The following is a 12860-nucleotide window of genomic DNA, read 5'->3' on the forward strand; positions in this document are numbered from 1 at the left end:
AACGAGGGCCTCCTGGGTGCCGGTTGTAGATGTCGCAATCCACACCGAAACCAGAGGCCCTCACCTCGTTCAAGGACCGCTCAAGGCGTGTCGCCCGTCACCAACGTCCCCGGACAGCACACCTAGACGCGGGGTCGGCCGGTGGCCACGGCGTAGAAGGCGACGGCCGCCGCCGCGCCCACGTTGAGGGAGTCGACGCCGTGGGACATGGGGATGCGGACCCACTCGTCTGCGGCGACCAGGGCCTGGGTGGACAGGCCGTCGCCCTCGGCGCCGAGCATCAGGGCCACGCGGTCCATGGTGTGCGGGGCGGCCTCGTCGAGGGGCCGGGCCTTCTCGTCCGGGGTGAGGGCGAGAAGCGTGAAGCCGGCCTCGCGTACCGACTCCAGCCCCTTGGGCCAGGTGTCCAGACGGGCGTACGGGACGGAGAAGACCGCGCCCATGGAGACCTTCACGCTGCGACGGTAGAGGGGGTCGGCGCAGTCCGGGGAGAGGAGGACCGCGTCCATGCCGAGGGCGGCGGCCGAGCGGAAGATCGCGCCGATGTTGGTGTGGTCGTTGACCGACTCCATGATCACGACGCGGCGGGCGGTCCTCAGGAGGTCGGCCGCCGTGGGCAGAGGCTTGCGCTGCATGGAGGCGAGCGCGCCGCGGTGCACGTGGTAGCCGGTGACCTGCTCGGCCAGCTCCGGGCTGACCGCGTAGACCGGGGCCGGGAGCTCGTCGATGACGTCGCGCATGACGTCGACCCACTTGGCCGAGAGCAGCATGGACCGCATCTCGTAGCCCGCTTCCTTGGCCCTTCTGATGACCTTCTCGCCCTCGGCGATGAACAGGCCCTCGGCGGGTTCGCGCTTGCGGCGCAGTTCCACGTCGGTCAGGCCGGTGTAGTCGGAGAGGCGCGGGTCGTCGGGATCGTCGACGGTGATGAGATCGGCCACAGGGTGATACTGCCTTGTCCTGAGTGCGGTGCCAACGGCTCGGTACGGGTTGCGTTACCCGGAGTTACTCGCGGGGCGCGGGGGTCGCGGCGCCGACCTTCACGACCTCGCCGATGACGATGACCGCAGGGGGCTTCACGTCCTCCGTCCGGACCCTCTCCGCGACCGTCGCGAGGGTCGCGTCGACCCGGCGCTGAGCGGCCGTCGTGCCCTCCTGGACGAGGGCGACGGGGGTGTCGGCCGGCTTTCCGTGCGCGACCAGCGTCTCGGCGATCTTTCCGATCTTGTCGACGCCCATGAGGATCACCAGCGTGCCGGTCAGCCTGGCCAGGGACGGCCAGTCGACCAGGGAGCGCTCGTCGTCGGGTGCGACATGGCCGCTGACCACGGTGAACTCATGGGCGACGCCGCGGTGGGTGACGGGGATGCCGGCCGCGCTCGGGACCGAGATCGAGCTGGAGATCCCGGGGACGACCGTGCACGGGATGCCGACCTCGGCGAGGGCCTGGAGTTCCTCCATGCCGCGGCCGAAGACGTAGGGGTCGCCGCCCTTCAGACGGACGACCGACTTGCCCTGCTTCGCGTGCTCGATCAGCGCGCTGTTGATGGCCTCCTGGGCCATGAAGCGCCCGTAGGGGATCTTCGCCGCGTCGATCACCTCGACATGGGGCGGGAGTTCGGCGAGGAGATCGCGCGGGCCGAGGCGGTCCGCGATGACCACGTCCGCCTCGGCGAGCAGGCGACGGCCGCGGACCGTGATCAGGTCCGGGTCGCCGGGGCCGCCGCCGACCAGGGCGACTCCGGGCGTGCGGGTGCGGTGGTGCGGGGCGACGAGCGTGCCGTCGCGCAGGCCCTCCACGACCGCGTCGCGGACGGCGGCGGTGTGGCGGGGGTCGCGGCCCTTGGCGTCCGTGGTGAGGACGGCGACCGTGACGCCCTCGCTGTGGCCGGTGGCCGGGGTCCAGGCCGTCGCCTCGTCGGCGTCGTCGGAGCGGACGCACCAGATGCGGCGCTGCTCCGCTTCGGCGGAGGCCCGGGTGTTCGCCTCCGTGTCGCCGGTGGCGATGAGGGCGTACCAGGCGTTCTCGAGGTCGCCGTCCTCATAGCGGCGCCGCTGCCAGGTGATCTCGCCGGCGTCCGCCATGGCTTCGACGGAGGGGGTGGCACTGGGGGACACGAGGAAGACGTCCGCACCTGCCGCGATCAGTGCCGGGAGGCGGCGCTGGGCGACCTGGCCGCCGCCGAGAACGACCACGCGGCGGCCGGTGAGGCGGAGGCCTACGGGGTAGGCGGGGTGTTCGGCCATGGGGGTGCGGCTCCTGTTGACTGCGGTGCGGTAGCCCTGACGTGCGGATTTTAATGGGCGGGAGTCAGGACGGCTCCGGTGGTCCAGTGGCTGGGCACCGGAGCCGGCCCCAGGCACCTACTTCTCAGTGACGCCCGCCGAATCGAACGTCGCCACCTCGTGCATCGCCCGGGCCGTGCTCTGCACCAGCGGCAGGGCCAGGAGGGCACCCGTGCCCTCGCCCAGACGCAGGTCGAGGTCGACCAGGGGTCGCAGGCCCAGCTTGTTGAGGGCCGCGACATGGCCGGGCTCGGCGCTGCGGTGACCGGCGATGCAGGCGGCCAGGACCTCGGGGGCGATGGCGCGGGCCACCAGGGCGGCGGCACCGGCGCTGACGCCGTCCAGGATCACCGGCGTACGCAGGGAGGCACCGCCGAGGAGGAGGCCGACGATGGCGGCGTGCTCGAAGCCGCCGATCGCGGCGAGCACGCCGATCGGGTCGGCCGGGTCCGGCTGGTGGAGTTCCAGCGCGCGGCGGACGACCTCCGTCTTGCGGGCGAGGGTCTCGTCGTTGATGCCGGTCCCCCGGCCGGTGACCTCGGCCGGCTCCGCACCCGTGAAGACGGAGATCAGAGCGGCGGACGCGGTCGTGTTCGCGATGCCCATCTCGCCGGTGAGCAGGGCCTTGTTGCCGGCGGCGACCAGATCGCGGGCGGTCTCGATGCCGACCTCGATGGCCTGCTTGGCCTCCTCGCGGGTCATCGCGGGCCCGGTGGTCAGGTCGGACGTACCGGCCCGGACCTTGCGGGGCAGCAGTCCCGGGGTGGCCGGGAGGTCGGCGGCGACGCCCACGTCGACGATGCAGACCTCGGCGCCCACCTGGGTGGCGAAGGCGTTGCAGACGGCGCCGCCGCCGAGGAAGTTGGCCACCATCTGGGCCGTGACCTCCTGCGGCCAGGGGGTCACCCCCTGCGCGTGCACGCCGTGGTCGCCGGCGAAGATCGCGACGGCCGCGGGCTCCGGGATGGGCGGCGGGCACTGGCGGGACAGGCCGGAAAGCTGGGCGGAGATGATCTCCAGCATGCCCAGCGCACCGGCCGGCTTGGTCATGCGCTTCTGGCGCTCCCACGCCTCGCCGAGCGCCTTGGCGTCCAGCGGGCGGATCTGCGCGACGGTCTCGGCGAGCAGGTCGTGCGGTTCCTCTCCGGGCAGTGCGCGGCGGCCGTACGTCTCCTCGTGCACGACCCAGGACAGCGGGCGGCGCTTGGACCAGCCCGCCTGCAGCAGTTCGGGCTCGTCCGGGAACTCGTCGACGTAGCCGACGCACAGATAGGCGATGACTTCGAGGTGCTCGGGCAGGCCGAGGGCGCGGACCATCTCGCGCTCGTCGAAGAAGCTGACCCAGCCGACGCCGAGGCCTTCGGCGCGGGCGGCGAGCCAGAGGTTCTCCACGGCCAGGGCGGCCGAGTACGGCGCCATCTGGGGCTGGGTGTGACGGCCGAGGGTGTGCCGGCCGCCGCGGGTCGGGTCGGCGGTGACCACGATGTTCACCGGGGTGTCGAGGATGGCCTCGATCTTCAGTTCCTTGAACTGCTTGGCCCTGCCCTTGGGGAGGGACTTCGCGTACGCGTCGCGCTGGCGCATGGCCAGTTCGTGCATCGCGCGCCGGGTGTCGGCGGAGCGGATGACGACGAAGTCCCAGGGCTGCGAGTGGCCTACGGAGGGCGCGTGGTGGGCGGCCTCCAGGACACGGAGCAGCACCTCGTGCGGGATCGGGTCGCTGCGGAAGCCGTTGCGGATGTCGCGGCGTTCACGCATGACCTTCAGTACGGCCTCGCGCTCGGCGGGGTCGTAGCCGGGGGCGGCGGGGCCGGTGGGCTGTGGTGCCTCTGCCACTGCGGCCGTGCTCTCTTCGTCGTGGCGTACCTGGTCAGCCAAGTCTTCCTGCTCCGCGGCCCGGGTGTCCAGGTCGTCCGCGTGCTGCACGAGTTCGGCGTCGCCGTCGCGGGGTGCGGGGACGGTGGCGGCGGGGGCCGGAGGCTGCTCCGGGGTCTCGGGCTGCGCGGGCTCGGTCTCGGCCTGTGCGGGCTCGGGGGCGGCGGGCGGCTGGGACTGCTGGGGGCCCTGGACGGGCCGCATGGTGTGTTCGTCCGGCATTTCGTCCGGCTCCCCTTCCGGCTTCTCGTCCGGCGTTTCGTCCGCGATCGGCTCGGGGGGTACGACGGCGACGTCCTCGGCGGATGCCGGGGGGAGGTCCGTGGTCTCGGGCGTGGAGGACACCGGCTCGAGGGCGGGCTCGGGAGCGACTTCCTCGACTACGGGGGCGGGCTCGGGAGCGACCTCCGCGGCCACGGGGGCGGGCTGGACTTCCTCGACGACGGGAGCAGGCACGGGTGCCTCGGCCATGGGGGCAGGCTCGGGCGCCTCGGCCATGGGGGCAGGCTCGGGCGCCTCGGGTGCCTCGGGCTGCACAGGAGACTCGACGGGTGCGTCCGGCGCGGGTGTCTCGGTGGCCTGGGCGAGGGCGGCTGCCTCGGCCTCAGTTGCCTGAGGAGCGGGGGCGGCCTGCGGGGCGACGGGCTCGGCGGCCGGCGAGGGGACCTCGACGCCGAGGGCGTCCGGCTCCGGTGCTACGGCCTCGGGGGCGATCGCTTCCGGGCCGGGTGCGGCGGGCTCGGGGGCGACAACCGGGACCGGTACCTCCGCGACGGCCTCGGGAGCGACGGCCTCGGGCTCCTCGGCGGGAGCCTCGGGCGCGGTCGCGGCCTCCGGGAACGGCACTGCTTCAGGGGCCGGTGCGGCCTCAGCAACAGGAGCGGCCGCGGCAACAGGAGCGGAGACCACGTCCTGTTCCCCGACGGCCGCCGGAACCTGATCGCCGGCATCGGCGGAGTCGCCGACGGGAGCCGGCTCGGAAGCCTCGGGAGAATCAGCGGCAGGCACCGGCTCCTCCCCCGGAACCGGTTCAGGGAGGGACGCGGCCTCGGCCAACGGCGCGGGCTGCTCGGCAGGGACGCTCTGCTCCGCCTCCGGCGCCACAGTGGTCTCGACGGCCGCGGGCAGCGGCTGCGCTTCCGGAACAACCGTTTCCGCAGTGGCGGCCCCGGCGCTCACCGGAGCCTCGTGGGTGACCTGCCCGTCCCAGGGTGCCGCCGGGGGCGAGGGCATCTCCTGGACGCGCGGGACGTCGAGGTACTCGGGTCCCGCCGACGGCGACGCGGGCTGCCGCAGCGGCGCGTCCGCGGGGCCGCGGTCGGCGAGGGAGCGGACCGGGCTGGCGGAGCTGTCGGGCAGCGGCGGGCCGAGGTGCAGCGGGCGTCGCGGGGTGACGGGCGGGATCGGCGGAGGGTCGGGCAGCCGGACGCCGCCGAGGTCGACCGAGCCGCTGTCGCGGCCGGAGATCTCGTGCGGCCCCGGCTCGTGGACGGTCTCGGCGACCGGCTCCGGCGCGGGCGCGGGCGGGGCGACCTCGTTGCCCCAGGCGCCCTGGGCGCCCGGCAACAGCAGCAGGTCGTCGTCCTCGGCGGTGGTCTCGGGCTCGGAGAGGTAGGTGTACGAACCGTGCGCGGGGACGCCCGGCTGCTCCACCATGCCTGCGTTCTCCGGCAGTCCCTCGCCCGGGACCTGGCCGGTGTCGGTCATGCGTACCCCTCGCCCATCGGTTTGTGCTCCTACGACCAGCTCGCCCGGAACGGCGCACCGACCGCCCCGCAGTGAAGAACGAGCGTGCGTCCCCAGCGGCACGAGCGGCCCGCCCCAAAAAGGCGACAAAGCCATTCACTGGCATTGTCGCGGCCGTACCGCCCTCGCGGCAGCTTGATCCGCGACGGTTCCGCTGTGGACTGCGCCACGTTGCGTGTCCTCAGGTTCTGCCGTACCACACGCACCCCAAAACGGGTGGGTTTTCCGGACATTGACCGACGAAGTGCCGGGCGTCCGCGTGCGGTGCAACGATCGGCCAGCCTACCGCGCGCGGTACGACAACCCGATCACGGGGACGCGGCGGGATCAGGCGCTGCGCCGCGGCAGCACGCCGCTGAGCAGGAACGCGACGCTCCGCTCTTTCTCCGTCCAGGCCCGGGTGTCGAGTTCGACGGACTGCAGCAGGGCGCACTCGACGCCGTAGCCGTGCTCCGTCAGGTCCCGGCCGATGAGTTCGGCGGCGTCGCGGGTGCCGGCGTGCGTGACGATGCGCTGCGGGCGGCGGTCGGCGACGGCCGAGACGACGGCCGCTCCCCCGCCGCCGACACGGACGACGTCCGGTTCGGGGAGGTTCTCCAGGATGTGCGGGGCGGTGCCGTGCACGATCTGGAGCTGGACGCCGAGGCGGCGGGCGGTGGCGTCGGTACGGGCGCAGGCCGCCCGGTCGCTGTCGACGGCGATGACGGCGGCGCCGGCGCGTGCGGCCTCGACGGCGAAGGCGCCGCTGCCGCAGCCGATGTCCCAGACGAGGTCGCCCACGCGCGGTCCGAGGCGGGCGAGTTGGGAGGCGCGCAGTGGCTGGGTCTCGCCCTCGTCGAGGCGGGCGCCGTAGGTCTCGGAGGGCAGGCACCAGCCGCGGGGCCCGGCGGACGGGTCCCGGCCGGCGATCCAGCCGCCGGCCTCCCCCGCCGTGCCGGGTCCGGCCGGGCCCCCGAGGACGATGACGACGTTGGGGTCGCGCCAGGTGTGGTCGGCGGCCTTGTCGGAGGTGACGATCGTGACGCGCTCGCGTTCGGTGCCGAGTTCCTCGCAGATGACGAAGGAGCGGTGGACACCTTCGAGGAGCAGGCCGAGTTCGGCCGGGCCGGCGCCGGGTGAGGTGAGGACGGCCACCTTGGTGTGGGCGCGGCATACGTTCACCGCGCGGCGCAGGGTGCGGCGGTGCGCGACGACCACCTGTGCGTCGTCCCAGGGCATTCCGGCGCGGGCGAACGCGGCGGCGACGGAGGAGACGGCGGGGACGACCTCGACCTCGAGGCCGAACTCGGGGGCCCGTAGGGTCCGTACGACGCCGAAGTAGCCGGGGTCGCCGTCGGCCAGCACGACGGCCGTGCCGCGGTGGCCGGCGATGCGGCGGGCGGCGAGGGCGACGCTGCCGAGGCGGATGCGCTCGGCGCCGGCGGGTACCTCGGGGAGCGCCAGATGGTGGGCGGCACCCGCCACGAGCGTGGCGGCTCCCAGGGCGGCGCGTGCCGCGTCGGTCAGCGGCGAACCGTCCCAGCCGATCACCGTGACCCGGTCGGCCATCGTCGTCAGTCTCCAGAGAATGTCGCGGGTCGTCTGCGTGTCGTGTCGCGGGCGGCCCGTGGGCGGGCTTGGTGAGAGTACCCGGTGGAGCCGACGGAGGGGACGGCGGTGCGCTCGCGCAGGGTGGCCGTCGCGGTCAGTTCCAGTCTCCGAAGGAGGTGAAGTCGCCGGGCAGCCGGCCGCCGACGCCCTCCAGGTCCTCGGGGAGCAGGCTCCAGACGATGAAGTCGGTGCGTACGTCCGTCCATGTGCCGTCCTCGGCACGGCTGCGGGCTATACAGGCGTTGCGCAGCACGCCCTCGCTGATACAGCCGATCTTCTGGGCGACCTGCTGGGAGGCGGTGTTGTCGGCCGCCGTGCGCAGTTCGATGCGTTCGAACTTCTGGTCCGAGAAGAGCCACCGGGCGGTGACGAGCGCGGCCTCGGAGGCGTAGCCCTCGCCCCGGGCCCAGGGGGCGATGATGTACGACAGCTCGGTGGAGCGTACGCGCCAGTTGGTCTTGCCGAGCTGGATGACGCCGACCAGGCGCTGGGTGAGGAACTCGGTGACCGCGAAGTCGAGGCCGCGGCCCGCGGTGCGCTCGGCGGGGGCGCACTCGGTGATCCAGGAGCGGGCGCCGTCCTCCGTGAAGGGCTGGGGGACGGAGGTCCACGCCGCCACCTGTTCGTCGTTCATCATCGCGGCCAGGGCGGCGACGTCGTCTTCGTCAAGGGGACGCAGCACCAACCGCTCCGTGCTGATGGAGACGTTGGGAAAGGTGCTCGTCATGCGCCGCTCCGTAACCTTCGGTGAACCTTCAGGGCCTGCTCAACTGCCCAGCATGCAGCATGAATGCACTGCTCCGCACCACGGGGTCCTCCCCCACCCGGTGAGGGAGGACCCCGTGCGGCGCGGTGCCGGGCGAGGGCTCAGAAGGAGGCGAGCACGGCGCCGGCGTACTTGTCCTGAATGAACTTCTTCACCTCGGGCGAGGTGAGAAGCTTCGCCAGCTTCTTCACCCGCGGGTCCTTCTCCTCCCCCTTCTTCACGGCGAGGAAGTTGCCGTACGGGTTGTCCTTCGGGGACTCCAGGAAGAGGGCGTCCTTCGCCGGCTCGAGGTCGGACGAGAGGGCGTAGTTGCCGTTGACGACGGCTGCGTCCACGTCGTCGAGGGAGCGCGGGGTCTGAGCCGCCTCCAGCTCCTTGAACTTGAGGTTCTTCGGGTTCTTGGTGATGTCCGAGGGGGTCGCCTCGTTGCCGACGCCCGCCTTGAGGGTGATGAGCCCGTTGGCGGCGAGGAGCTTGAGGGCGCGGGCCTCGTTGACGGTGTCGTTGGGGATGGCGACCGTCGCACCGCTCTTCAGGGCGTCGGCCTTCTTGACCTTGTGGGAGTAGAGGCCGAGCGGCTCCAGGTGGACCGTGACGACGGGCACGATGTCGGTGCCGTTCTTCTTGTTGAAGTCGTCGAGGTACGGCTGGTTCTGGAAGTAGTTGGCGCCCACGGAGCCGTCCTGCGTCGCCGTGTTCGGCGTGACGTAGTCGGTGAACTCCTTGACCTGCAGATCGAGGCCCTCCTTCTTCGCCAGGTTGTCCTTGACGTAGGTGAGGATCTCGGCGTGCGGGGTGGGGCTGGCGGCGACGATCAGCGGTCCGTCGGAGCCGGAGTCGCCCGCGCCGCAGGCACTGAGCCCGAGGGTGAGGGCTCCGGCGGCGAGGACGGCGGTGGTGATCTTGGCGGTGTTACGCACGAAAAGTGCCTTTCCTTATGGCCTTGCGGGTGGTGCGGCCCCGTCGTGGGTGAACGGGGAGTCTTAAGAGGCGGCCTTCAGCAGCCGCAGCTTCGGGGCGGGGCCGGAGTGGGCGCCGCGGCGGTGCAGGGAGCGGGCCGCGTAGTCGCCGGCGAACTGGATGACCGAGATGACGACGGCGAGGATCGCCACGGTGATCCACATCAGCTGCGTCTCGAAGCGCTGGTAGCCGTAGCGGATGGCGATGTCTCCGAGGCCTCCGGCGCCGACCGTGCCCGCCATGGCCGAGTAGCCGATCAGGGCGACGATCGTGGTGGTGGTGCTGGAGATCAGCGACGGCAGGGACTCGGGGACGAGCACCTTGCGGACGATGGTCCAGGTGTTGCCGCCCATGGACTGCACGGCCTCGACGAGCCCGTGGTCCACTTCGCGGACAGCCGTCTCGACCAGGCGCGCGAAGAACGGGATGGCGCCGACGGCGAGCGGCACGATGGCCGCCTCGACGCCGATGGTCGTCCCGGTGATCGAGCGGGTGAAGCCCATCAGCGCGACCATCAGGATGATGAACGGCAGGGAGCGGGCGATGTTCACGATCTGCCCGATGACCTTGTTGACGGCGAGGTTCTGGAGCAGGCCGCCGCGGTCGGTCAGGACCAGCAGGATCCCGAGCGGCAGTCCGCCGGCCACGGCGATGAGCGTGGACCAGCCGACCATGTAGAGGGTGTCCCAACACGCCTGCTCCAGCAGGGGCTGCATCTCGGACCAGGTCACTTGACACCCTCCTTCACCAGTTCGGACTCATGGCCCAGGACGTCGATCTGCAGGCCCTGCTCGCGCAGGAACCCGATCGGTACGACGTTGTCCTCGTAGCGGCCGGGCAGCTCGATGCGCATCCGGCCGACCTGGAGGCCGCCGACGGTGTCGATGGCGGCACCGAGGATCGATATGTCGATGTTGTAGGTGCGGGCGAGCTGCGAGATGACCGGCTGGGTCGCGCTCTCGCCCTGGAAGGTGACGTCGACGACGGTGCGGTCGTCGCCGGAGGCCTCGCCGCCGAGCGGGAACAGCGCGGAGGCCAGTTCGGAGCCGGGGGTCGCGAGCAGTTCGCTGACCGTGCCCGACTCGACGACGCGGCCGTTCTCCATGAGCGCGGCGGAGTCGCAGACCGACTTCACGACGTCCATCTCGTGCGTGATGAGCAGGACGGTCAGGCCGAGCTGCCGGTTCAGGTCGCGCAGCAGCGCCAGGATGGACCGGGTGGTCTCCGGGTCGAGGGCGCTGGTGGCCTCGTCGGACAGCAGCACCTTGGGGTCGCCGGCCAGGGCGCGGGCGATGCCGACGCGCTGCTTCTGGCCGCCGGAGAGCTGCGCCGGGTAGGCGCCCGCCTTGTCGGCGAGCCCAACCAGGTCGAGCAGCTCCAGCGCCTTGCGAGAGCGCTCCTTGCCGGACTTGCCGAGGATCTCCAGCGGCAGCTCGATGTTGTCCTGGACGGTCCGGGAGGACAGCAGGTTGAAGTGCTGGAAGACCATGCCGATCCGGCTGCGTGCCTCACGCAGTTCCTTTCCGGCGCGCGGGCCGCGGCCGGCCAGGGCGGTGAGGTCCTGTCCGGCGACGGTCACGGTGCCGGAGGTGGGGCGTTCCAGCAGGTTGACGCAGCGGATGAGCGAGGACTTGCCGGCGCCGGACTGGCCGATGACGCCGTACACCTCGCCTTCGCGGACGTGCAGGTCGACGCCGTCCAGGGCGGTGACCTCGCGGCCGCGCGAACGGTAGACCTTGGTCAGGTCCGTTGTGGTGATCACGTGGGTTTCCGTCACTGTCGAGTGCGCGGGCGTGGGTGTGCCCGGGCACAGAGGCATTCGTTCAGGGACGCGACACGGTTCTCGCTGAGGCGGGGAACCGGGGAGAACATGCGCGCGGGGCGGCTTGGCTTCTCGCACCGCTCAGGGCGTGCGGACCTGCCGCTGTCTCGCTTCGGGGCGCGAGCTCAGGGGGGTGGTGCGGGGGCCCTCTAGAAGGCGCACATTCGACACATACAACGAGCACCGGGCGTCATGGTCGCCTCGGTCGCGGGGATGCGGTCGCTCGTCGTGGTCATGGTCGCCAGTAAAACACGCGTACGGTCCTGACAGTCACGCCGCTGTCCGGATGCTGGACAGTGGTGGACAGGGGCGGGGACGCCTCAGCCGCGCGGGGAGATTTCCACGCCCTGCTCGGTGACCAGTGCGGACAGGGCCGAGAGGTTCTCGACGACCAGGTCGGCGTCGAGCTCGTGGGCCTGGTGGGTTGTGGCCAACGCCACGGTGGCCATGCCGGCGGCCCGGCCGGACGTCAGGCCCGCGGGGGCGTCCTCGAAGACGACGCAGTGGGCCGGGTCGACGCCGAGGGTGCGGGCGGCGAGCAGATAGGGCTCCGGGTCGGGCTTGCCGCGGGTGATGTCGTCGGCGGCGACGAGCGTCTTGGGGAGGATGCCGACGGCGTCGAGCCGCGCCTCGGCCAGCCGCCGGGTGGCGGAGGTGACGACGGCCCAGCGCTCGGCGGGCAGGGAGTCGAGGAACGCGCGCGTTCCGGGCAGGAGGTGCACACCGCCGTTGGGCACGTCCTCCACCTCCAGGTCCTCGATCCGCGCGAGGGCCCCCGGCACGATCTCGGCGGGCAGCAGGTCGGCGGCTATCTCGACGGCCGGCCGTCCGTGCAGTTCGACCCGCGCGAACTCCTCGGCCGTGATCCCGTACTCCGCGGCCCACCGCGTCCAGCAGCGGTCCACCGAGTCGAGGGAGGAGACCAGGGTTCCGTCGTTGTCGAACAGCAGGGCTTGGGCGTGGATCTTCATGCCCCCGACCCTACGGTGCGGGCCAGGGCCGGAAGCATCGGGCCTTTTCGGCCGTAATAAGGTCGCAGCATGCTTGCTGCTCTGACGCTGGTGACCGGTGTCGCCGCGCTGCTGCTCGCCGCCTGGTGCGGCTGGGCGGCCTACCGTGACCAGCCGACGAAGGACTGGCACTTCATCGGGATGGCCGTGGTCACCCTGCTGTCGCTGGTCCAGCTGGTGGTGGGGATCGTGCTGCTGGCGCAGGGCGAGAAGCCGGAGCAGGGCACGACGATCTTCGTGGCGTATCTGCTGGGGGCGTTCGCGTGTGTCCCGGCGGCGGGGTTCATGTCGCTGGCCGAGCGGACCCGGTGGGGCTCGGTGACCGTTGCCGCCGGCGGTGTGGTGCTGGCGGTGCTGGAGGTGCGGCTCTATGACATCTGGGGAGGCTGAGGTGGGCCGGCGGCGGCTGATCAGCGGGCCGGGGATTCTGCTGGTGTGGTTGTACGGCGTGATGGTCGTGGGGGCGGTGTCGCGGTCCGCGTATCAGATCGCCACGGAGTTCGAGCGGGCGCCGCTGGCCTACTCGCTGTCGGCGGTTGCCGGTGTCGTGTACGGGTTCATCACGTACTCGCTGGTGCGGGGTGGGGAGACGGCGCGGAAGGCGGCTCTGGGATGTTGTGCCGCCGAGTTGGCCGGTGTGCTGACGGTGGGGACCTGGACGTTGGTCGAACCCTCGGCGTTTCCTGACGCGACGGTGTGGTCGGACTTCGGGATGGGGTATCTGTTCATCCCGGTCCTGCTGCCGGTGACCGCGATCTACTGGCTGCGGGCTTCGCGTTCGCGGGATGGGGATGCCGCCTGAGGC

The 12860-nt window shown here is 71.9% G+C and carries 11 protein-coding genes; 2 read left to right on the forward strand and 9 right to left on the reverse strand.

All coding sequences use genetic code 11. The annotated features are described in order from the left end of the window. Positions 1–122: 122 nt before the first annotated feature. From ACFZBT_RS23880 to ACFZBT_RS23920, 9 genes are all read right to left on the reverse strand, one after another. A complete protein-coding gene (locus tag ACFZBT_RS23880) occupies positions 123–941 on the reverse strand; it encodes a TrmH family RNA methyltransferase (protein WP_391106653.1) in 819 nt (272 codons plus the stop codon). Between the two features lie 64 nt (positions 942–1005). Next, positions 1006–2247: a uroporphyrinogen-III C-methyltransferase gene (gene cobA / locus ACFZBT_RS23885; RefSeq protein WP_391106657.1), complete on the reverse strand. Its 1242-nt coding sequence runs from the start codon at positions 2245–2247 to the stop codon at positions 1006–1008. A 117-nt stretch (positions 2248–2364) separates the two neighbouring features. Next, entirely contained in the window at positions 2365–5868 is a 3504-nt protein-coding gene (gene cobT / locus ACFZBT_RS23890; protein WP_391106660.1) for a nicotinate-nucleotide--dimethylbenzimidazole phosphoribosyltransferase, read from the reverse strand. Between the two features lie 366 nt (positions 5869–6234). After that, on the reverse strand, positions 6235–7455 hold the full coding sequence (cbiE, locus tag ACFZBT_RS23895) for a precorrin-6y C5,15-methyltransferase (decarboxylating) subunit CbiE (RefSeq protein ID WP_391106662.1): 1221 nt from the start codon (positions 7453–7455) through the stop codon (positions 6235–6237). Positions 7456–7591: 136 nt separating this feature from the next. Then, positions 7592–8224: a GNAT family N-acetyltransferase gene (locus tag ACFZBT_RS23900; RefSeq protein WP_391106665.1), complete on the reverse strand. Its 633-nt coding sequence runs from the start codon at positions 8222–8224 to the stop codon at positions 7592–7594. Between the two features lie 140 nt (positions 8225–8364). Further along, positions 8365–9183 (reverse strand): MetQ/NlpA family ABC transporter substrate-binding protein, encoded by an 819-nt coding sequence (locus ACFZBT_RS23905; protein ID WP_391106668.1) that lies wholly within the window; start codon positions 9181–9183, stop codon positions 8365–8367. A 63-nt stretch (positions 9184–9246) separates the two neighbouring features. Further along, positions 9247–9954 (reverse strand): methionine ABC transporter permease MetI, encoded by a 708-nt coding sequence (locus ACFZBT_RS23910; RefSeq protein WP_391106672.1) that lies wholly within the window; start codon positions 9952–9954, stop codon positions 9247–9249. After that, on the reverse strand, positions 9951–10985 hold the full coding sequence (locus ACFZBT_RS23915; RefSeq protein WP_391106675.1) for an ATP-binding cassette domain-containing protein: 1035 nt from the start codon (positions 10983–10985) through the stop codon (positions 9951–9953). Before ACFZBT_RS23915 ends, ACFZBT_RS23910 begins: the two co-directional genes overlap by 4 nt. Before the next feature lie 380 nt (positions 10986–11365). Continuing rightward, the gene (locus ACFZBT_RS23920; RefSeq protein ID WP_391106678.1) at positions 11366–12016 is read right to left on the reverse strand and encodes an HAD-IA family hydrolase; all 651 of its coding nucleotides are present in this window, start codon (positions 12014–12016) and stop codon (positions 11366–11368) included. Positions 12017–12085: 69 nt separating this feature from the next. Here ACFZBT_RS23920 and ACFZBT_RS23925 point away from each other — a divergent pair, with 69 nt between their 5' ends. Both ACFZBT_RS23925 and ACFZBT_RS23930 read left to right on the forward strand, forming a co-directional pair. After that, a complete protein-coding gene (locus tag ACFZBT_RS23925; protein ID WP_184597297.1) occupies positions 12086–12445 on the forward strand; it encodes a hypothetical protein in 360 nt (119 codons plus the stop codon). Continuing rightward, a complete protein-coding gene (locus tag ACFZBT_RS23930; protein ID WP_391106681.1) occupies positions 12426–12857 on the forward strand; it encodes a hypothetical protein in 432 nt (143 codons plus the stop codon). Before ACFZBT_RS23925 ends, ACFZBT_RS23930 begins: the two co-directional genes overlap by 20 nt. Positions 12858–12860: the final 3 nt, after the last annotated feature.

The sequence above is a fragment of the Streptomyces sp. NPDC008137 genome (assembly GCF_042957035.1).
GTDB lineage: Bacteria > Actinomycetota > Actinomycetes > Streptomycetales > Streptomycetaceae > Streptomyces.